The sequence below is a fragment of the Williamsia sp. MIQD14 genome, assembly GCF_051025635.1.
Lineage (GTDB): Bacteria > Actinomycetota > Actinomycetes > Mycobacteriales > Mycobacteriaceae > Williamsia_A.
Genome location: NZ_JBPFDG010000006.1, coordinates 85,121 through 105,084 on the forward strand (window position 1 = coordinate 85,121; position 19,964 = coordinate 105,084).

Below are 19,964 nucleotides of genomic sequence, written 5' to 3' on the forward strand. Positions count from 1 at the left end.
CGCCTCACCGCACCTCGAGGCGGCCGCGCACCGGCCCACGACGACCCTGCGCCGGGGAGATCGTCGGTACCGTGGACGGTGATGCGGACGCGTAGCCAGGTCGCCTGGACCCCGGGAGAACCCACCGAGATCGACCTCGACCTCGAGGGTGCGGTCGCTCGGCTGTCGCAACTCGTCGCGGGTCGGCGCACCGTCGTCCTGTCCGGGGCGGGCATGTCCACCGACTCGGGAATCCCCGACTACCGCAGCCCCGATGCCGCTCCCCGCACGCCGATGACCATCGACGCGTTCCTCGCCTCGGCCGAGTTCCGTACGCACTACTGGGCGCGCAATCACCTCGGGTGGCGCCACATGGACGCCGCGACGCCCAACCGTGGACACCTCGCCATCACCGATCTGCAGCGGCTCGGACTGGTGTCGGGGGTGATCACCCAGAACGTCGACATGTTGCACACCAAGGCGGGCAACCATCCCGTGCTCGAACTGCACGGGTGCTACGGCCGTGTCTGCTGCATCGACTGCGGGTGGCAGATCTCCCGACACCGCCTCGCGGCCATGCTCGAACCCCTCAACGCGGACTTCACCGCGCGCATCCGCAGCCGCGGTGCGATCGAGGTCGCCCCCGATGCCGACGTCGCCGTCGGCGACACCGACGACTTCGTGATGATCGACTGTCCCGCGTGCGGCGGACCGCTGAAACCGGCGATCGTCTACTTCGGCGAGAGTGTGTCCGCCGAGGTCGTCGACCGCGCGTACGCGATGGTCGACGCCGCCGACACCCTGCTCGTGCTCGGGTCCTCGCTGACGGTCATGTCCGGTCTGCGATTCGTCAAACACGCCAAACGGCAGGGCAAGTCGGTCGCGATCGTCAACCGCGGACGCACCCGGGGCGACAGTCTCGCCGATCTCACCATCGACCACCGGTGCGCCGAGGTCCTCACCGCGCTCGTCGAGCGGGTCGGTGACCGTGCCGGCTCAGACACCGATACGGACGTCGTCTCAGATGCCGACGAGGTCGTCGGCGTGCACCACCGGACGCCGTAGGCCGGGCGGCAGGTCGCCGGTCGACTTCCCCACCATCTCCCCCACCTCGTCGACGTCGTAGGCGATGACGCCGCGCGCGCGGATCGTTCCCGCGCTGTCGACCACGTCGACCACGTCGCCGGCCGAGAACCGTCCGTCGGCCCCGACGACGCCGGCCGGCAGCAACGACTTCCGACGCGAGATGGCCACCGCGGCACCGTCGTCGACCATGATGCGTCCTCGGGTCTCCGCGGCGTGCCGGACCCAGAACCGGCGCGCCGTCATGCGGGTGGTGCGCGCCGCGAACGCGGTGCCGACGGCGGCGTCGCCCAGCGCCGCCTGCGCGTCGGCCGCCGCGGCGAGCAACACCGGGACCCCGGCATCGGCGGCGAGTCGCGCCGCGGACAACTTCGAGGCCATCCCGCCCGTCCCGAGGGCGCCACCGGAGCCGGCGATCACCCCGTCGAGATCGGCGGTTCCGGCCACCTCGGGGATCAGGCGTGCGTCGCCCTTGCGCGGGTCGCCGTCGTAGAGGCCGTCGACGTCGGAGAGCAGGAACAGGGCATCGGCGCCGGCGAGGTGGGCCACGAGCGCGGCCAGTCGATCGTTGTCGCCGAAACGGATCTCGTCGGTGGCGACGGTGTCGTTCTCGTTGACCACGGCCACCGCACCCAACGACCGCAGACGGTCCAGTGTGCGTTGGGCGTTCGCGTGTTGGGCACGCATCGAGATGTCGTGCGCGGTGAGCAGGACCTGGCCGACCGTCCGTCCGTGGCGGGCGAACGACGTGCCCCAGGCGTGGGCCAGCGCGAGCTGCCCGACGCTGGCCGCGGCCTGTTTGGTGGCCAGGTCGGTCGGGCGGCGCTTCAGTCCCAGCGGGGCGATACCCGCGCCGATGGCGCCCGACGACACGACGATGACGTCACTGCCCGCGGCCATCCGGGCCTCGAGGGCGTCGGCCAACCGGTCGAGGCGGTCGAGATCCAGGCCGCTGTCGATGTCGGTGAGTGCCGAGGAGCCGATCTTGACGACGATGCTGCGCGCAGAGGCGATCTGGGCGCGAACGGCCGAATGCTCACCGGTGGTCACCGGACTCCCTCAGTGGTCGGTGTCGTGTGTGTCGGGGTCGATGGTGTCGCGTGTGCCGGGATCGACGGTGTCGTCGGATCCGATCGACACCCACCCCGCGCCGATGTCGTCGGCGTGGTGGCGCCTGGCCTTGCGGGCCACCTTGCGGTCGGCGGCGCCGATGCGATCGGGCCTGTCCAGGCGGACATCAGTGCCACGACCCTGGATGGGGACGTCCTCACCGCTGGGCACCTGGGGTTCCCAGTCGAACGTGATTGCCCCGATGGTGACGGGGGCACCCGGCTGCGCACCCCGCTTCACCAGCTCGGCCTCGACGCCGAGTCGGTTCAACCGGTCGGCCAGGTACCCCACGGCCTCGTCGTTGTCGAAGGCGGTCTGCTTGATCCACCGTTCGGGGCGAGTGCCGCGGACGATGAAGCCACCGGGCTGGTCCGGATCGGCGATCACGGTGAACCCCGCCTCGTCGACGGCCTTGGGACGCACCACGGCCCGACGCGGCACCGGCGGCGGGTTCTCGGTCCGGTGACGGCGTACCAGGTCCGCCAGGGCGTAGGTCAACTCGTTGAGTCCGGTCCGGCTGACCGCGGAGATCGCGTAGACGGGCCAGCCGCGTTCGGCCAGCTCGGGCCGGACGAGGTCGGCGAGCTCGGCGGCGTCGGGGACGTCGATCTTGTTGAGGATCACCGCACGCGGGCGGGTCGCGAGATCCTCGAGCCCGTGATCGGAGCTCAGCGCGGGGGTGTAGGCAGCGAGCTCGGCCTCGAGGGCGTCGATGTCCGACAGCGGGTCGCGACCCGGCTCCAGGGTCGCGCAGTCGACGACGTGCGCGAGGACGGCGCACCGTTCGAGGTGCCGGAGGAACTCCAGGCCGAGACCCTTGCCCGCCGATGCGCCGGGGATGAGCCCGGGGACGTCGGCGATGGTGAACACCTCCGCGCCCGCGGTGACGACACCGAGGTTGGGGGCGAGGGTGGTGAAGGGGTAGTCGGCGATCTTCGGCTTCGCGGCCGAGAGCACCGACACCAGCGACGACTTGCCCGCCGACGGGAAGCCGACGAGGCCGACGTCGGCGACCGACTTCAGCTCCAGGACGAGCTCGTTGACCTCACCCTCCTCGCCGAGGAGCGCGAAGCCCGGTGCGCGCCGCGCGCGGGAGGCGAGGGCGGCGTTGCCGAGTCCTCCGCGTCCACCGGACGCGGCGGCGAAGGTGGTGCCGGCACCGACGAGGTCGGCGAGGATCGTCCCGTCACCGTCGAGGACCACGGTGCCGTCCGGGACGGGCAACACGAGGTCGTCGCCGTGGGCGCCGTCGCGGTTCGATCCGGCGCCGGGCCGACCGTTGCCCGCGCGGGCGTGCGGACGGAAGTGGAAGTCGAGGAGGGTGTGCACCTGGGGATCGACGACGAGGGTGACGTTGCCGCCGTTGCCACCGTTACCGCCGTCGGGGCCACCGAGGGGCTTGAACTTCTCGCGATGCACCGACGAGCAGCCGTGACCGCCGTTGCCCGCCGTTGCGTGGATGGTCACGCGATCGACGAATCTCGACATGTGCGGGCCTTTCTCGGTGCTGACGTGGTTCTGGCCGCCGTGTCGGCGGGTGGTGCAGACGCCACGAGGGGCGGGCCGGGTTCACGATCACCCTGGCCCGCCCCTCGTGGAGCGTTGTCCGGTTCGAAAACGCCGCGCGTCAGGCCTGCGCGGCGGCCGGGACGATGTTGATGGTCTTGCGGCCACGCTTGGCGCCGAACTCGACCGCACCCGCCGAGAGGGCGAACAGGGTGTCGTCGCCGCCACGGCCGACGTTGACGCCGGGGTGGAAGTGGGTGCCGCGCTGGCGGACGAGGATCTCGCCTGCGCTGACCTGCTGGCCTCCGAAACGCTTCACGCCGAGGCGCTGGGCGTTGGAGTCACGACCGTTGCGCGAGCTGGACGCGCCCTTCTTGTGTGCCATGTCTGTGGATCCCTTCTAGCAGTCGCGTCGCGTTACTTGATTCCGGTGACCTTGAGGACCGTCAGCTTCTGACGGTGCCCCTGGCGCTTGTGGTAACCGGTCTTGTTCTTGAACTTGTGGATCCGGATCTTGGGGCCCTTGACGTGCTCGACGACCTCGCCGGTCACCGAGGCCTTGGCGAGAGCGGCGGCGTCGGTGGTGAGCGTCGAACCGTCCACCACGAGGGTGACCGGGAGGGAGACCGTCGCGCCCACGGCGCCGTCGATCTTCTCGACCTTCACGAGGTCGCCTTCAGCGACCTTGTACTGCTTACCGCCGGTCTTGACGATCGCGTACGTTGCCATCGAAGCACTACCTCTTACTGTCTGTTGTCCGGGCGCGTCGCGGTTGCGCGGGCGCTGTTGGCGTCTGTCTGTCGTGCGGGTGTCACGGTCGCACCGCGTGGGATCCGACGATGCCGTCGGGGAGCTCGGTCGCCGTCCGTCGCGGAACGTTCTCCGCGACAGGGGCGTCACGCTGGTTTCGGACACAGCGCCACCATGCTCGCCCTGAGGCGACCGTCCAAGGTTACGGGAGCGCCGACGGCCGGGTCAAACCGCTCCCCCGCCCACCGGCGGTCACTCGTCGACCGGTGGTCCCGCGGGTCGGCCCGCCGCCCGTCGCCGCGGTCGGGTGCGCACCGCCACGGTCGGCTCCTCCGAGGTCGCGGCGGTGATCGTCGTGACCGGGGTGGTGACCGCGACCGTCGCGGCCAGGGTCTCCGCGGTCCCGGCGACGGCCTCGCCGCCACCGGCGGGCGCCGCCGCAGGCCGGCGGGCGGCCCGACGTCGCCGCTTCGGCGCCGCGGCCTCGGGTGCGGCGTCGGCCGACGGTGGGGTCTCGGATGCGGGGGTCTCGGGTGCGTCGGTCTCCGATGCGGCGGCGACGTCGTCGGCGACCTCCGGGGACGCGTCGACCTCGGCGGGTCCGGTCACCTCGACGACGGCGACCTCGGTGTCGGTCCCGGTCTCGACGACCACCTCGACCGCGGTCGCGTCCGCGGTCGCGACCTGTGCGGTGTCGTCGGTCGTGGTCTCGGCTCCCGCGCCGTCGGCGGTCTCGTCACCGTGCGAGGCCATGGCCCGGAACATCGGGTGCTCGGCGGGACTGTGCGCCGGCTTCGATTCGGTCGACGGCTCGGACTTGCGCTTGCCGCCGCGACGGGACCGCTTGGAGCCGTCCTGCCGGGGCGCGTCGTCACCCGACTGCACCTCCACCGGATCGGCGTGCACCACGATGCCCCGACCGTTGCAGCAGGTGCAGGTCGACGAGAACGCCTCCAGCAGACCCGTTCCCAGCCGCTTGCGGGTCATCTGGACCAGTCCCAGCGACGTGACCTCGGAGACCTGGTGGCGGGTCCGGTCACGCGAGAGGGCCTCGGTGAGTCGACGCAGCACCAGGTCGCGGTTCGACTCGAGCACCATGTCGATGAAGTCGACGATGATCATGCCGCCGATGTCGCGCAGACGCATCTGGCGGACGATCTCCTCGGCGGCCTCGAGGTTGTTGCGGGTGACCGTCTCCTCGAGGTTGCCGCCCGACCCGGTGAACTTGCCGGTGTTGACGTCGACGACGGTCATGGCCTCGGTGTGCTCGATGATCAGCGTGCCGCCCGAGGGCAGCCAGACCTTGCGCTCGAGGGCCTTGGCGAGCTGCTCGTCGATGCGATGCACCACGAAGGCGTCCGGCGCGTCGGCGTGGGCCTTCTCGAAGCGTTCGAGTCGTTCCATGAGGTCGGGGGCGACCGCCTCGACGTACCCGTGCACCTGATCCCAGGCCGAGTTGCCGTCGACGATGAGGCTCGTGAAGTCCTCGTTGAACAGGTCACGGACGACCTTCACGAGCAGATCGGGCTCGGAGTAGAGCGCCTGCGGCGCCGACCCCTTCGAGCCGTTCTTGCCGCCCTTGCCCCCACCGGCCTCGGCGGTGACCTTCTCGATCTGCGCCCACTGGTTCTTGAGGCGATCGATGTCGGCGGCGAGTTCCTCGGCACTGACACCCTCGGACGCGGTGCGGATGATGACACCCGCATCCGACGGGATGAGCTTCGACAGGATCGACTTCAGACGCTTGCGTTCGGTGTCGGGCAGCTTGCGGCTGATGCCGGTCGACGAACCGCCGGGCACGTACACGAGGTAGCGGCCGGCCAGCGAGATCTGAGTGGTCAGACGGGCACCCTTGTGTCCGACGGGGTCCTTGCTGACCTGCACGACCACCGGGTCACCCGGCTTGAGGGCCTGCTCGATCTTGCGGCTGCCGCCGTCGAGACCGGCGGCGTCCCAGTTCACCTCGCCCGCGTACAGGACGCCGTTGCGGCCGCGACCGATGTCGACGAACGCGGCTTCCATGCCGGGGAGCACGTTCTGGACGCGGCCCAGGAAGATGTTCCCGACCATCGACGACGAGGTCGAGGTGGTCACGAAGTGCTCGACGAGTACGCCGTCCTCGAGCACGGCGACCTGGGTGTAGTCCTCGGTGGCCGTGGTCTCACCGGTGTCGTCGTTGAGGCGGGTGTTGGCCGAGCGCTCCCGCACCACCATCACGCGGTCGACGGCCTCGCGCCGGGCCAGGAACTCGCTCTCGGTGAGGATCGGCGGCCGACGACGCCCGGCGTCGCGGCCGTCCCGACGACGCTGACGCTTCGCCTCGAGTCGCGTCGACCCCGAGATGCCCTGCACCTCGTCACGGTCGCGACTGCGCGACTTGTTCCGCGGCTCTCGCTCGTGGACCACGGTGTTCGGCGGATCGTCGTTGGTCGACCCGTCGGCCGCACCGTCGGAGCCGTCGGCCCCACCCTTGCGACGGCGGCGACGACGGCGACGGCGGGTACCCGAACCGGCATCGTCGTCGGAGTCGTCGGCATCGCTGTCGGAGTCGTCGTCGGCGCTCGACGCGGACCCGTCGGATGATGAGCCGTCGGGGGTCTCGTCGTCGGTCGCGTTCGCGCCGTCGCCCGAACCCTTGCCGCTCGACCGACGGGCGTTGCGCGACCGTCCCGATCCTCGTGATCCCGTGGTCTCCGACGCGTCGCCGTCGGTGGTGTCGGCGTCGGTGGCGTCGGGGGCCTGCTCGGCGTCGTCGCCCGTCGCGGCATCGCCCGCGTCACCGTCACCCGACGGACCGGAGGTCGCGTCGTCGGAGCCGCTCTGCTCGTCGCTGTTCTGCTCGTCGCCGCTCTGATCGCCGCGACCGCGGCCACGCCCACGACGTCCACGACGCCGACGACGGTTCGCGCCGCCCTCGCCGTCGGTGTCGGACCGGTCGTCGGATGCCGCCCGGTCGCCGTCGGTGGCCTCGGCGTCGTCGGCGGTGGTCGAGGCGGTGTCACCATCGGCCGCGGGGGTCTCGCGCGGCGGGGTGTCGGTGCTGTTCTTCTCGGCGGTGGCCTCGGCGCTCGGACGCTCGGCGCGGCGTGTCCGGGCGGGACGCTCCGGTGCCTGCGGCTGCAGGAACAGCGGGGTCTGTGCTGCGTCGGTCGCGGACTCGGATGGGGGTGCATCGGCGGCGGGGGCCACCGGTTCGGCGGTCGCGGCCGCGGAGAACAGCGACGGGGTCTGCTCGAACGCCGAGGGCGCGGCCTTCTCGGTCGCGGGGACGCTGTCGGTGGGCGTGTCGCCCTCGGCGGGCGGGGCGACGGCGTCGCCCTCGGGTGCCGCTGCCCGGTCGCGTACCTGCACCGCCGCGCTGCGGTCGATGCTGGACTGCGGGCTGCGGGCCGCCACACCGAGTTCGGCGAGGAAGGCGAGGACCTCGCGGCTCGTGATCCCGAGGATCCGGGCCAGGGCGTGCACTCTCATCTTGTGCGGGAACTCCTGCGCCGAGGTCGGTTCGTTGCTCTGATCCTCGGGCGCGCCATTGTCGGCCACGTGCTCTCCTAACCCCCGGGCGCATCGTCGTGACGCGGCCTCGCGAGGGTGTGCTCTGTGTATCGGGTCGCGGACGACCCGAATTCTCTATGGTCTCGCGTCGCAGGACCTCGGTTGTGCCGTGTCGCTGCCACGCCTTGGTGGTGATGGCTGCACCGGTGTCCGTACGGTCCACACCGCGATGCGTCGTTGTGATCGACGCCGTCGCGTTGTTGTGATCAACGCCTGTAGCGGGGACCGAGGAATCGGCTGGTCATCGTGTCGTCACCGAACTGTGTCGAGGACAACTCCACGAGTATCCCACACCGGCACGCCCCGACCCCGCAGCGGATCGCGCAACGCCGGCCACCTCGACCAGCGGACACACCGGATCGGACAGGCGTGGGGACCGACCCGGGACATGAGTCGGCCCGCCGGTCTGCGAGGCGGAGCTCGAAGGCGGCGGGCCGAGGGGACGGTCGGTCAGGTCAGGACAGGCCCGGGAACCAGAGGGCGATCTCGCGCTCGGCGGACTCGGGCGAGTCCGATCCGTGGACGAGGTTGTTCTGGGTCTCGAGGGCGAAATCACCGCGGATGGTGCCGGGCACGGCCTTCTCCACCGGATCGGTGCCGCCGGCGAGCTGCCGGAAGGCGGCGATGGCGCGCGGGCCCTCGACCACGGCGGCCACCAGCGGCCCCGAGGTGATGAACTCGAGCAGGGACGGGAAGAAGGGCTTCTCCGCATGTTCTGCGTAGTGACCCCGTGCCACCTCGTCGCTGACGGTGGTGAGCTGCAAGGCGACCAGCGACAGGCCCTTGCGTTCGATTCTGCTGATGATCTCGCCGACCACTGCCCGGGCTACGCCGTCGGGCTTGATCAGGACCAGTGTCCGTTCAGTCACGCCTCACAGCGTAGCGAGGTGCTCAGTCGCAGAACTCGCCCGCCACCGGGAAGAAGCCGTAGTCGAACAGATTGCCGTCGGTCGCCCGCGGGTTCACGACGACCTGCACGCAGCCACCCTTCGAGGTGAGTGCCTCGGCGACGGTCGCCTCGAAGCGGTCGGCGAGCGCGAGGTTCGCCGCGCGGTACTGCTCGGGCACCGGGATCGAGGCCACGAAACCGGCGAGGTCGGTCGAGGCGGCCCGGACCGTGAGGTCGTGGGTGGCGACGTATCCGAACTCCGACGGAGCGACCGGCACGGGCGGTCCCGGCGCGATGACCACCTGCGTCGACCCGGTCTGCGTCGCCCCGGTCTGGGGCGTCGCGCCCTGCGGCACGTCGGCACCGGAGGGTGCGACCACCGTCAGACACAGACCGGCGAACACACCGGCGGTGACGGCCGGGAACAGGATGCGGGGACGGGGCATGAGGCGGTGGGCCTTTCGTCGGTGATGGTCCGCGGACTCCATGGATGCGGGGTCGGGCGACCGCGCTCGGCGGCGACCCACACAGGCATCGTGTCAGTCACCCCGGCCCGCGTCTCGGCGACGACGCCGATCGGCAGGTCACGAATCGGACACGCCGCCGGGGTCGTCGCCGTCGACGGGGACCTGGCCGGGCAGCTGCCCCCGCGCGACCCGTTTCTCGACATCGCGCTTGATGTAGGCGATGTAGACCCACACGAGTCCGAACACGATGCCGACGGCGCAGATCGCCCAGTGAAATACCACGCCCGCGATCAGCAACACCTGCAGCGTGAGGTCGAAGGGCATGGCCCACGACCGGCCCTGCAGGCCTGCACCGAGGAACATCGCGACCGTCAACACCACCAGGTAGGTGGTCGACGCCGCGGTCAGTCCGCCGCCGACCTTGGCCACGATCGGCAGGGCGAGGATCACCACGATCCCCTCGAGCACCAGGGTGCCCGCCATCACCCCGCGCAGTCCGCGCCACGGATCGTTGACCGGCGGGGTGAAACGGGTCTCGCTCACGCGGGATCCTTTCCGAAGAGGGTGCGGGCGGCGCCGGCGGTCACCACCGAACCGGTGATCACCACGCCCGCGCCGGAGAGGTTGTCGAGGTCGTCGCCGGAGTCCTCCGCCGAGGCGATCGCGGCCTCCACCGCGTCGGGCAGGAACGGGTGCACCGCCACCCGGTCCTCGCCGAAGATCGGGAGGGCGAGGTCGGCGAGCACCTCGGCCTCCATCGATCGCGGCGAACCGCTGTGCGTGGTGATGATCGAGTCGACGACCGGCTCGAGCGCCGTCAGCAGACCGACGGCGTCCTTGTCGGCCATCACGCCGACCACGGCGACGAGTCGACGGAAGTCGAACTCCTCGGTGAGGCTGCGGGCCAGGGCCGCGGCCCCGTGCGGGTTGTGGGCGGCATCGAGGAACACCGACGGCGCCGACCGCACGCGTTCGAGGCGACCGGGGGTCGTCACCGACGCGAAACCGGCTCGGACCGCCTCGATGTCGAGCTGACGGTCGGCTCCGGCGCCGAAGAACGCCTCGACCGCGGCCAGGGCGATCGCCGCGTTGGAGGCCTGGTGTCCGCCGTGGACGGGCAGGAAGATATCCGAGTACACCCCGCCGAGGCCCTGCAGTTCCAGCAGCTGCCCGCCGACGGCGGTGCGGCGCTCGAGCACACGGAACTCCGATCCCTCACGGGCGACGAGGGTTTCGGTCTCCACGGTCCGGGCGAGCAGCACCTTCTCGGCCTCGGGATCCTGCACGGCGATCACGGTGACGGGATCGACGGGCACGAGGTCGTCGGTGGCGGCCTTGATGATCCCCGCCTTCTCCCCCGCGATGGCCGCGAGTGTGTCCCCGAGATAGTCGGCATGGTCCATCGCGATGGGCGTGATGACGGCGACCGACGGCTCGATGACGTTCGTGGCGTCCCAGGTCCCACCCATCCCGGTCTCCACGACCGCGACGTCGACGGGCGCCTCGGCGAACACCGCGTACGCCATCGCGGTGAGCACCTCGAACTTGCTCATCCGCGGACCACCCTGTGCCTCCGAGGAGTCGTCGACCATCGTGATGAAAGGCTCGAGCTCGCGGAACGCGTCGACGTAGCGGCGCGGCGAGATGGGTTGTCCGTCCACCGAGATGCGCTCGGTCGCGAGCTGCAGGTGGGGGCTGGTGATGCGACCGGTGCGGCGGTGCAGTGCGGTCAGCAGGGCGTCGATCATGCGGGTCACCGACGTCTTGCCGTTGGTCCCGGCGATGTGGATCGAGGCGTATCCGCGCTGCGGCGACCCCAGCAGATCCATCAGTGCGGTCATCCGCGTGAGCGACGGCTCGATCTTCGTCTCCGGCCACCGACCGTCGAGTTCTGTCTCGACATCGGCGAACTCGGCGAGGTCCTCGGGGGTGGGCGCGGTGTCGGCGGGCCCCGACGAGCCCGGCCCGCCGGCGTCGATCGTGCTCACGCGCCACCGAGCGACGCGAGCTTCGCGCCGATCCGTTCGACCTCTTCGGTGGCGATCCGCTGACGCAGCCGGATCTTCTCCACCACCGGGTCGGGCGCCTTGGCCAGGAACTGCTCGTTGGACAGCTTCGCCGCGGTCTGCGTCAGCTCCTTCTCGGCGGCCGCGAGATCCTTGGCCAGTCGGCGCTTCTCGGCCTCGACGTCGATCGCCTCGGAGGTGTCGAGATCGACCGTGACCGTCATGGTCGACAGACGCACCTCGAGCGTCGCGGTCGCGGTGAACTCGGGTCCCGGCGCGGTGAGCTTCGCCAACGAGTCGGCGTAGGGCCGCAGGTGTCCGATGCCCGCGGCGTCGATGCCGTCGAGGCGTGTGGGGACCCGTTTGTTGTCGGGTATCCCCTGATCTCCGCGGAAGCGTCGGATCTCGGTGATCAGGTGCTGCAGATCGGCGATGCGGTTCGCCGCGTCGGCGTCCCGCGTGGCGCCACCCGCGGTGGGCCACGGCGCGGTCACCACCGTCGACTCGCCGGTCAGGGTGGTCCACAGGGTCTCGGTGACGAACGGCATCACCGGGTGGAGCATCTTGAGGATCGCGTCGAGCACGGTGCCCAGCACCAGGCCGGTCGATCGCACGCGGTCGTCGTCGACCCGTCCGTCGGAGTCGGCGTAGACCTGGACCTTCGACAGCTCGACGTACCAGTCGCAGAACTCGTCGCGCGCGAAGTGATACAGCGATTCACATGCCCGGGCGAACTCGTAGGACTCGAACCCCGAGTCGGCGTCGGCGAGCACCTCGTCGAGCCGGTCGAGGATCCAGCGGTCGGCGTCGGTGAGGGTCGCCCGGTCGGGCAGCGTCCCCAGGGTGGCGCCGTTCATCAGGGCGAAACGTGTGGCGTTGAACAGCTTGGTGGTGAAGTTGCGCGACGCCTCGGCGTGCCGTTCACCCACCGACAGGTCGCCACCGGGGGTGGCGCCGCGGGCCAGGGTGAACCGCATCGCGTCGGCACCGAAACGGTCGACCCAGTCGAGCGGGTCGATGCCGTTGCCCTTCGACTTCGACATCTTCTTGCCGTGCTCGTCGCGAACGAGCCCGTGCAGGAACAGGTCTCGGAACGGGACCGGTGCGTCCTGCTCGAGCGTCGCACCGACGTAGGTGCCGAACATCATCATCCGCGCGACCCAGAAGAACAGGATGTCGTAGCCGGTGACCAACACACTCGTCGGATAGAACGCGCGCAGATCCTCGGTGTCGTCGGGCCAGCCCAGCGTCGAGAACGGCCACAGGCCCGAGGAGAACCACGTGTCGAGGACGTCGGGGTCCTGGATGTAGCCCTCGGGCGGATCCTCGCCCGGCGCGGTGCAGACGACCTCGCCGTCGGGGCCGTAGAAGATCGGGATCCGGTGGCCCCACCACAGCTGACGCGAGATGCACCAGTCGTGCATGTCGTCGACCCAGCCGAACCAGCGCGGTTCCATCGACGCCGGATGGATCCGTGTCGCACCGCTGCGCACGGCGTCGCCCGCCGAGCGGGCCAGAGACTCCACGTTCACCCACCACTGCATGCTCAGGCGCGGTTCGATCGGTTCCCCGCTGCGCTCGGAATGACCGACGCTGTGCAGATAGGGACGGACCTCCGACACGATGCGCCCCTGCTCGGCCAGGGCCTCGCGGACGGCGACGCGCGCGTCGAACCGGTCGAGCCCGTCGAACTGCGTGCCGGTGTCGGCGATCGCGCCGGCCGCGTCCATGATCGTCGGCATCGGCAGACCGTGACGCGACCCGAGCGCGAAGTCGTTGGGGTCGTGGGCGGGGGTGATCTTCACCGCGCCGGTGCCGAATTCGGGGTCGACGTAGTCGTCGGCGACCACCGGGATCGACCGGTCCAGGAACGGGTGCGGCAGTTCGGTCCCCACCAGGTCCGCGTAGCGCTCGTCGTCGGGGTGCACCGCGATCGCGGTGTCGCCGAGCATGGTCTCCAGCCGTGTGGTGGCCACCACCAGGTGGGGTTCGGCGTCGTCCATCGAGCCGTAGCGGAAGCTGACCAGTTCGCCCTCGACGTCGTCGTAGGACACCTCGATGTCGCTGATGGCGGTCTGCAGCACCGGCGACCAGTTGACGAGCCGCTCGGCGCGGTAGATCAGTCCGTCGTCGAACATCCGCTTGAACACGGTGTGCACCGCACGCGAGAGGCCCTCGTCCATCGTGAACCGCTCGCGCGACCAGTCGACGCCGTCACCGAGACGGCGCATCTGCGCACCGATGTCACCGCTGATCTCCGCCTTGGCCTGCCACACCCGCTCGATGAACGCCTCACGACCGAGGTCCTGGCGGGTGATGCCCTCGGTGGCGAGTCGCTTCTCCACCATGGCCTGCATGGCGATCGCGGCGTGGTCCATGCCGGGCAGCCACAGCACCTCGAAACCCTGCATCCGTCGACGCCGGGTGAGGGCGTCCATCAGGACGTGTTCGAACGCGTGGCCCATGTGCAGGGACCCGTTGACGTTCGGCGGGGGGATGACGATCGAGAAGGTCGGTTTGCCGCTCGCCGGGTCGGCCGTGAAGAGGCCGTCGTCGATCCATCGCTGATAGATGGACGACTCGTGGGCGGCGGGTTCCCAGGACTTGGGCAGCCTCTCGGCAGGGGTGGGCGCGTCTGGGAGTTCGGTCACCCCTCGATTCTAGTGACGCCCCTCCTAGGGGATGCTCACGCCTGCCGTGTCGGGGGCGACGCCGCTCCCGGCGTGGCGTAGACGGTGCAGATCCTCGGGCGCGTTCACGTTGGTGAGCCAGGTGACGTCACTCACCGCGACGCGGTTGGCCGAGATGGCGTCGAGTGCGGCCAGCATGCGTCGTTCGCCGGTCGCGGCCAGGTCGCGGATCCGTCCGGCGCACGATGTCCGGTAGACGCCGGCGAAGGGATGGACCCGCTGCGAGTCGACGGCGATCGCCGCGTCGTCGCTCTCGCGCAGGCCCAGCAGCAGCTCGTCGACGATCGCGACCTCGATGAGCGGCATGTCGGTGGCGCACACGAAGGCGATCTCGCAGCCCGCGGCGGCGGCATCGGCCAATCCGGCGGCCAGGGCGCCGAGCGGTCCGGCCCCGGCCTGTTCGTCGGTCACCCAGTGGGCCTCGGGTCCGCCGGATCCCTTCAGGGTCTTGTACGCGGGTGACGACGCCGCGGCCACGACCGACACCGGGGAGCAGCGGAGGCCCACCTCGGCGACGATCCGGGCGAGCATCGGCTGGCCCTCCCAGTCGAGACCGGCCTTGTCCGAACCCATTCGTCGCGACGCTCCACCGGCCAACACCACACCCGCCACATCGGTCATCACACGAGTATCGCGTGACGCACCCCGTACTCGGGGCCACTATGGAGGAATGACTTCCATCGAATCCGATCCCACCGCCGCCGGAGCCACCGAACGCGGCTCCGCCGCGGAGGCGACCGAGACCGACGTCGACGAACCCACCACGACCCGGGTCGGACACCGCAAGTCCTACGCCGCCGGCGTGCCCGCGGTGGCGGTGTCGATGCAACGCGGCCTGACCCAGATGGGTCCGCTGCGCACCGCACGCACGTTGCTCGAACTCAACCAGCGCGACGGGTTCGACTGCCCCGGATGCGCGTGGCCGGAGAAACCGGGCGGACGCAAGCACGCCGAGTTCTGTGAGAACGGCGCGAAGGCGGTCGCCGAGGAGGCGACCCGTCGCACGGTGACGCCGGAGTTCTTCGCCGCCCACAGTGTCGACTCGCTGCGTGACCGCACCGAGTACTGGTTGTCGCAACAGGGCCGACTCACCCACCCGATGGTGTTGCGCGAGGGCGACACCCACTACCGGCCGATCGACTGGGACGACGCCTACGCCCTCATCGCCGACGAGCTCGCCGCGCAGTCCTCACCGGACGAGTCGGTGTTCTACACATCGGGTCGCACCAGCAACGAGGCCGCGTTCACCTACCAGCTGCTCGCCCGCAGCCTCGGCACCAACAATCTGCCGGACTGTTCGAACATGTGTCACGAGTCCTCGGGCCACGCACTGTCGACGACCATCGGCATCGGCAAGGGATCGGTGTCGGTGCTCGACGTCGAGAACGCCGATCTCATCGTCATCGCCGGACAGAACCCTGGAACCAACCACCCGCGGATGTTGTCGATCCTCGACGCGGCCAAGCGCAAGGGCGCGAAGATCGTCGCGGTCAACCCGCTGCCCGAGGCCGGGTTGATGCGGTTCAAGGACCCCCAGCGCGTCAACGGTGTCGTCGGTTCCGGCACCACGATGGCCGACGAGTTCCTGCAGATCCGGCTCGGCGGCGACATGGCGCTGTTCCGAGGCCTCGCGACCCTGCTCCACCGCGCCGAGAAAGCCGCTCCGGGAACGGTCTTCGACACCGAGTTCCTCGACACCTACTGCGACGGTGTGGACGAGTACGTGGCCACGCTCGCCGACACCGACATGGACGAGATCGTCGAGGCCACCGGGCTGTCACTACGCCAGATCGAGGAGTTCGCCGACCGGTGGGCGAACTCGGAGCGGATAATCGTCTGCTGGGCCATGGGATTGACCCAGCACGCCCACGCCGTCGCCACCATCGAGGAGGTCACCAACACGCTCCTGCTGCGCGGGATGATCGGCAAGCCCGGCGCGGGTGTGTGCCCGGTGCGCGGACACTCCAACGTCCAGGGCGACCGGACGATGGGGATCTGGGAACAGATGGACGAGGCCTTCCTCGCCGCGGTCGATGCCGAGTTCGGCATCACCAGCCCCCGCGACCACGGTTGGGACGTCGTCGATTCCATCCGCGCCATGCGCGACGGCAAGGTGTCGATGTTCATGTCGATGGGCGGCAACTTCGTCTCGGCCACCCCCGACACCGACGTCACCCGCGCGGCCCTGAACCGCTGCCGTCTCACCGTGCAGGTGAGCACCAAGCTCAACGCATCGCATCTCGCCACCGGATCGACCGCGCTGATCCTGCCGACCCTCGGTCGCACCGACCGCGACATGCGGGCAGGCCGCAAGCAGAAGGTCACCGTGGAGGACTCGATGGGATCGGTGCACCTGTCACGCGGTTCGCTGACGCCCGCGAGTGACGAACTGCGCAGCGAGGTCGGCATCATCTGCGAGCTGGCCGAGAAGGTTCTGGGCACAGACCATCCCGTGGACTGGTCGGCGATGGCGAGCGACTACGACGTGATCCGCGACCACGTCGAGAAGGTGGTACCGGGATTCGACGACTTCAACACCCGGGTGCGTCAGCCCGACGGCTTCCTGCTCCCCCACCCTCCGCGCGACGACCGCGAATTCCCCACCGACAACGGCAAGGCCAACCTCACCGTCAACCCGCTGCAGTGGTTGCCCACACCGCAGGGCCGCCTGATCCTGCAGACGATGCGCAGCCACGATCAGTACAACACCACCATCTACGGCCACGACGACCGTTACCGCGGCATCAAGGGCAACCGTCGCGTGATCCTGTGCAACGGTGACGATCTGACCGAACTCGGTCTGCGCGACGGGCAGTCGGTGTCGATCGTCTCCGAGTTCGCGACCGACGACGGCGTCGAGGAACGCCGCGTCGACGGCTTCACGGTGGTCGCGTACTCCACACCGCGCGGCAACGCCGCCGCCTACTACCCCGAGACGAACCCCCTCGTCCCCCTCGATCACGTGGCCGTGAAGTCGAACACGCCGGTGTCGAAGGGGATCACGGTGCGTCTGATCGCCGCCTGATGGGACGCGTCACCACCCGCGTACCGGTCCGTCGGATCCGCGGGGAACTCGACGCCACCCGACCGGACACGCTCGCCGTCGAGGAGCCGCTCGAGATCCGCGTCGGTGGGCGGGCGCTCACGGTCACCATGCGCACCCCCGGCGCCGACATCGACCTGGTGCACGGATTCCTGTTGTCGGAGGGACTGATCGGGTCGGTCGACGACATCGCCACCATCCGGTACTGCGACGGCGTCGATGCCGCCGGCGCGAACACCTACAACGTCATCGACGTGACGCCGGCCGACGGTGTGTCCATCGCGCCGCGACCCCGGGCCTTCGTGTCGAACTCGGCCTGCGGGGTGTGCGGGTCGTCGGCCATCGACGACATCCGCGCGACCTCACGGTTCGATCTCGCCGCCGACGACTCGTCCATCGGCGTCGAGGCGCTGGGTGCTCTCCCCGACCGGCTGCGATCGGCGCAGACCACCTTCACCGCGACCGGCGGGACGCACGCCGCCGCGCTCTTCGACACCGACGGCACCCTGTTGGTCGTCCGCGAGGACGTCGGGCGCCACAACGCGCTCGACAAGGCCGTCGGGTGGGCCCTGCGGGAGGGGCGTATCCCGTTGCGCCACACGGTCGCGATGATGTCGAGCCGGGTGTCGTTCGAACTGGTGCAGAAGTCGGTCATGGCGGGGATCCCGATCATCGCGGCGGTCTCGGCCCCGTCGTCGCTCGCCGCCCACCTCGGCGCCGAACTCGACCTCACCGTCGTCGGCTTCCTGCGCGGCGAGTCGATGAACGTCTACTCGGCCCCGCGTCGCATCGTCGGTTCCTGACCGGTCCCGGGTGCGCGCACGCGCCTCAGGGCACGTCGTGTGCCGCGATCTCCACGTCACCGAGGACGTCGGGGAGGTCGACGGTCTCGCCGAGTACGTGCTGGGCGAGGAACGCCAGCACCACCTGGTACCAGATGATCGCGTTCTGCGGCTTGAGGATCCAGTGGTTCTCGTCAGGGAAGTACAGGAACCGGTGCACGGTCGTCCCGTCGTCGGCGGCGGGCAGCCCCGACTCCGACAGCAACTCGTACCAGAGCCGCAGCGACTCGCCGACCGGGACCCGATAGTCCTTGTCGCCGTGGATGACGAGCATCGGCGTCACGATGTCGGCGACGTACAGGTGGGGTGAGTTCTCGACCGCCATCTCCGGCGACATCTCCCGCGACCAGTAGTCGGCGCCGTCGGTGGTGGGCCCGAACTGATCGAGCGCCCACAGGCTCGCGTGGGTGACCACGGCCCGGAACCGGTCGGTGTGCCCGGCGATCCAGTTGGCCATGTACCCGCCGAACGATCCACCCATGAGAGCCGAGCGCTCGGCATCGATGCGGGGGTCCGCCTCGGCGGCGTCGGTCACCGCCATGAGATCGGTGTAGGGCTCGAATCCCCAGCTCCCCCAGCCGCGCTGGATGAAATTCTGCCCGTATCCCGTCGAGAGAGCGGGGTCGGGTAGGACGACCGCATACCCGGCGGCGACGGCGATCCACGGGTTCCACCGCCACGACCACGCGTTCCACGACGCCAGCGGTCCGCCGTGCACCCACACCAGCAGCGGGACCCGATCCTGCTCACTCGCACCGTGGGGCAGCGCGAACCACGCCCGCAGGGGCGTGCCGTCGATGGTGTGGGTGTGCACCTCCTCCACCGTGCCCGGGAGGACGGGCTGCTCGGCGGGTCCGGGCAGCGGGGTCACCGCGCCGTCGCCGAGGTCGATGCGCACCACGTGGGGCGGCTGCGCGGGCGAACTGCGCAGCGCGAACACCGTTACGCCGTCGGGGTGTACGCACACATCGCTGTAGCAGTGGTCCGTCGACGTCACCGCACGCACGGGGTCGTGTCCGGCCGCGTCGACCAGGAACACCTGCCCACGACCGGCGTCGTCGGCGGTGACGATCAACGCCGATCCGTCCGCGGACCACGACACGGAATTCGGCCACCGGTCCCAGCCGGCGGCCGGATCGGTGACCGCGCCCGAGGCAAGGTCGAGGACACCGACGGTGATGACCGGCGCCGTGGTGGGGGTGGTCACCGACTCCGACAGGAAGGCGACCCGTGTGCCGTCCGGTGAGATCGTCGGAGCGAAGAAGTCGACGTCGGGATCCGCACGTAGGGTCACCGGCTCAACGGGTGTGTCGGCACGAAGGTCGATGCGCACCAAGGCGGTTCGCGTCGCCGCCTGCGGTGCGCCGGTCCGCCAGGTCGTGACCGCGACGTCGCCGTCGGGCGCGATCGACACGGTGGCCTCACGCAGCGCCGTACCCGGTCGCGCGATCATCGATGTGAGTCGGCCGTCGGGGGCGGCGTCGAACAGGTGCGGTCGCCCCGGTCCGAGGTCGGCGTCCCAGTGCCGTACGGGATAGCGGTCGTGCAGGATCGCCGACGACGTCGCCTTCCGTCGACGCTCCCGGACCTCGGCGTCGGCGTCCGGCGTGGCTGCGAGGACATCGGCGAGGAGCAGAACCCGGTCACTCGCGCGCGCGGTCACGATCGTCTCCACGCCGCCGGGGCGCAGTGCGACCCGCTCGGCCTCACCGACCGAGGGCAGGCGCCAGAGCGCCGTCACCGGGTCCCCGTCCGAGTGGGGCTCGGAACCACCCGCGGACTTCCGGAGGAACCACAGTGTGCCGCTGCCGTCGAAGGAGGGCCCGGTGGCGCTGTCGGCGCCTCGGGTGAGACGGTGTGCCGGCCTGTCGCCTGTGGGGTCGATCTCCCACAGGGCGGAGACGTACTTCGTGGCGACATCGTCGAGGGTGGCCACCGTGGTGACCAGGCGCCTGCCGTCGGGTGACATCGTCAGCCCGTTCACGCGGGGCAGTGCGATGTAGCGGTCGAGATCGGCGAAGGATGAGTTCTCGGCGTGCGTCACGCC

15 protein-coding genes are annotated in these 19,964 nt (G+C 70.2%); 3 read left to right on the forward strand and 12 right to left on the reverse strand.

What is annotated here, in order from left to right; all coding sequences use genetic code 11:
• Positions 1-81: 81 nt before the first annotated feature.
• Positions 82-1,044, forward strand: a complete 963-nt coding sequence (locus ACQ7HM_RS20355; RefSeq protein WP_434218058.1) for a Sir2 family NAD-dependent protein deacetylase — start codon at positions 82-84, stop codon at positions 1,042-1,044.
• On the opposite strand, the gene proB is transcribed toward ACQ7HM_RS20355, so the two are convergent.
• From proB to mobA, 11 genes are all read right to left on the reverse strand, one after another.
• Positions 1,000-2,112, reverse strand: coding sequence for a glutamate 5-kinase (gene proB, locus ACQ7HM_RS20360; protein ID WP_434218059.1), 1,113 nt, complete (start codon positions 2,110-2,112; stop codon positions 1,000-1,002). The two genes, ACQ7HM_RS20355 and proB, sit on opposite strands and share 45 nt — an antisense overlap.
• Positions 2,113-2,121: 9 nt before the next feature.
• Positions 2,122-3,660, reverse strand: coding sequence for a GTPase ObgE (gene obgE, locus ACQ7HM_RS20365; protein ID WP_434218060.1), 1,539 nt, complete (start codon positions 3,658-3,660; stop codon positions 2,122-2,124).
• 139 nt (positions 3,661-3,799) lie between these two features.
• Positions 3,800-4,063 carry a 50S ribosomal protein L27 gene (gene rpmA / locus ACQ7HM_RS20370; protein ID WP_055789151.1) on the reverse strand — a complete coding sequence of 88 codons (264 nt, stop codon included), beginning with the start codon at positions 4,061-4,063 and terminating at the stop codon, positions 3,800-3,802.
• Between the two features lie 32 nt (positions 4,064-4,095).
• The gene (gene rplU / locus ACQ7HM_RS20375) at positions 4,096-4,407 is read right to left on the reverse strand and encodes a 50S ribosomal protein L21 (protein WP_045822393.1); all 312 of its coding nucleotides are present in this window, start codon (positions 4,405-4,407) and stop codon (positions 4,096-4,098) included.
• Positions 4,408-4,680: 273 nt separating this feature from the next.
• Positions 4,681-7,968 (reverse strand): translation initiation factor IF-2 N-terminal domain-containing protein, encoded by a 3,288-nt coding sequence (locus ACQ7HM_RS20380; protein ID WP_434218061.1) that lies wholly within the window; start codon positions 7,966-7,968, stop codon positions 4,681-4,683.
• A 467-nt stretch (positions 7,969-8,435) separates the two neighbouring features.
• A complete protein-coding gene (ndk, locus tag ACQ7HM_RS20385; protein WP_045822391.1) occupies positions 8,436-8,849 on the reverse strand; it encodes a nucleoside-diphosphate kinase in 414 nt (137 codons plus the stop codon).
• Between the two features lie 22 nt (positions 8,850-8,871).
• A complete protein-coding gene (locus ACQ7HM_RS20390) occupies positions 8,872-9,315 on the reverse strand; it encodes a hypothetical protein (RefSeq protein ID WP_434218062.1) in 444 nt (147 codons plus the stop codon).
• Between the two features lie 138 nt (positions 9,316-9,453).
• Entirely contained in the window at positions 9,454-9,819 is a 366-nt protein-coding gene (locus ACQ7HM_RS20395) for a DUF4233 domain-containing protein (protein WP_434218151.1), read from the reverse strand.
• Between the two features lie 56 nt (positions 9,820-9,875).
• Entirely contained in the window at positions 9,876-11,315 is a 1,440-nt protein-coding gene (gene folC / locus ACQ7HM_RS20400; protein ID WP_434218152.1) for a bifunctional tetrahydrofolate synthase/dihydrofolate synthase, read from the reverse strand.
• 5 nt (positions 11,316-11,320) lie between these two features.
• Positions 11,321-13,993, reverse strand: coding sequence for a valine--tRNA ligase (locus ACQ7HM_RS20405; protein WP_434218063.1), 2,673 nt, complete (start codon positions 13,991-13,993; stop codon positions 11,321-11,323).
• Between the two features lie 24 nt (positions 13,994-14,017).
• Positions 14,018-14,653 carry a molybdenum cofactor guanylyltransferase gene (gene mobA, locus ACQ7HM_RS20410; RefSeq protein ID WP_434218064.1) on the reverse strand — a complete coding sequence of 212 codons (636 nt, stop codon included), beginning with the start codon at positions 14,651-14,653 and terminating at the stop codon, positions 14,018-14,020.
• Between the two features lie 49 nt (positions 14,654-14,702).
• On the opposite strand from mobA, the gene ACQ7HM_RS20415 reads away from it, so the two are divergent.
• The gene (locus tag ACQ7HM_RS20415) at positions 14,703-17,057 is read left to right on the forward strand and encodes an FdhF/YdeP family oxidoreductase (protein ID WP_434218065.1); all 2,355 of its coding nucleotides are present in this window, start codon (positions 14,703-14,705) and stop codon (positions 17,055-17,057) included.
• Entirely contained in the window at positions 17,057-17,878 is an 822-nt protein-coding gene (gene fdhD, locus ACQ7HM_RS20420; RefSeq protein WP_434218066.1) for a formate dehydrogenase accessory sulfurtransferase FdhD, read from the forward strand. Before ACQ7HM_RS20415 ends, fdhD begins: the two co-directional genes overlap by 1 nt.
• Positions 17,879-17,903: 25 nt before the next feature.
• On the opposite strand, the gene ACQ7HM_RS20425 is transcribed toward fdhD, so the two are convergent.
• Positions 17,904-19,886 carry a S9 family peptidase gene (locus ACQ7HM_RS20425; RefSeq protein WP_434218153.1) on the reverse strand — a complete coding sequence of 661 codons (1,983 nt, stop codon included), beginning with the start codon at positions 19,884-19,886 and terminating at the stop codon, positions 17,904-17,906.
• Positions 19,887-19,964: the final 78 nt, after the last annotated feature.

Excerpts from the sequence above, each read along its gene's own strand:
- ACQ7HM_RS20390 (WP_434218062.1), bottom strand. The coding sequence starts at position 9,315 with ATGCCCCGTCCCCGCATCCTGTTCCCGGCCGTCACCGCCGGTGTGTTC.
- ACQ7HM_RS20395 (WP_434218151.1), bottom strand. The coding sequence starts at position 9,819 with ATGGCGGGCACCCTGGTGCTCGAGGGGATCGTGGTGATCCTCGCCCTG.
- ACQ7HM_RS20355 (WP_434218058.1), top strand. The coding sequence starts at position 82 with ATGCGGACGCGTAGCCAGGTCGCCTGGACCCCGGGAGAACCCACCGAG.
- ACQ7HM_RS20415 (WP_434218065.1), top strand. The coding sequence starts at position 14,703 with ATGACTTCCATCGAATCCGATCCCACCGCCGCCGGAGCCACCGAACGC.
- rplU (WP_045822393.1), bottom strand. The coding sequence starts at position 4,407 with ATGGCAACGTACGCGATCGTCAAGACCGGCGGTAAGCAGTACAAGGTC.
- ACQ7HM_RS20425 (WP_434218153.1), bottom strand. The coding sequence starts at position 19,886 with ATGTCACCCGACGGCAGGCGCCTGGTCACCACGGTGGCCACCCTCGAC.
- mobA (WP_434218064.1), bottom strand. The coding sequence starts at position 14,653 with ATGACCGATGTGGCGGGTGTGGTGTTGGCCGGTGGAGCGTCGCGACGA.
- obgE (WP_434218060.1), bottom strand. The coding sequence starts at position 3,660 with ATGTCGAGATTCGTCGATCGCGTGACCATCCACGCAACGGCGGGCAAC.
- rpmA (WP_055789151.1), bottom strand. The coding sequence starts at position 4,063 with ATGGCACACAAGAAGGGCGCGTCCAGCTCGCGCAACGGTCGTGACTCC.
- fdhD (WP_434218066.1), top strand. The coding sequence starts at position 17,057 with ATGGGACGCGTCACCACCCGCGTACCGGTCCGTCGGATCCGCGGGGAA.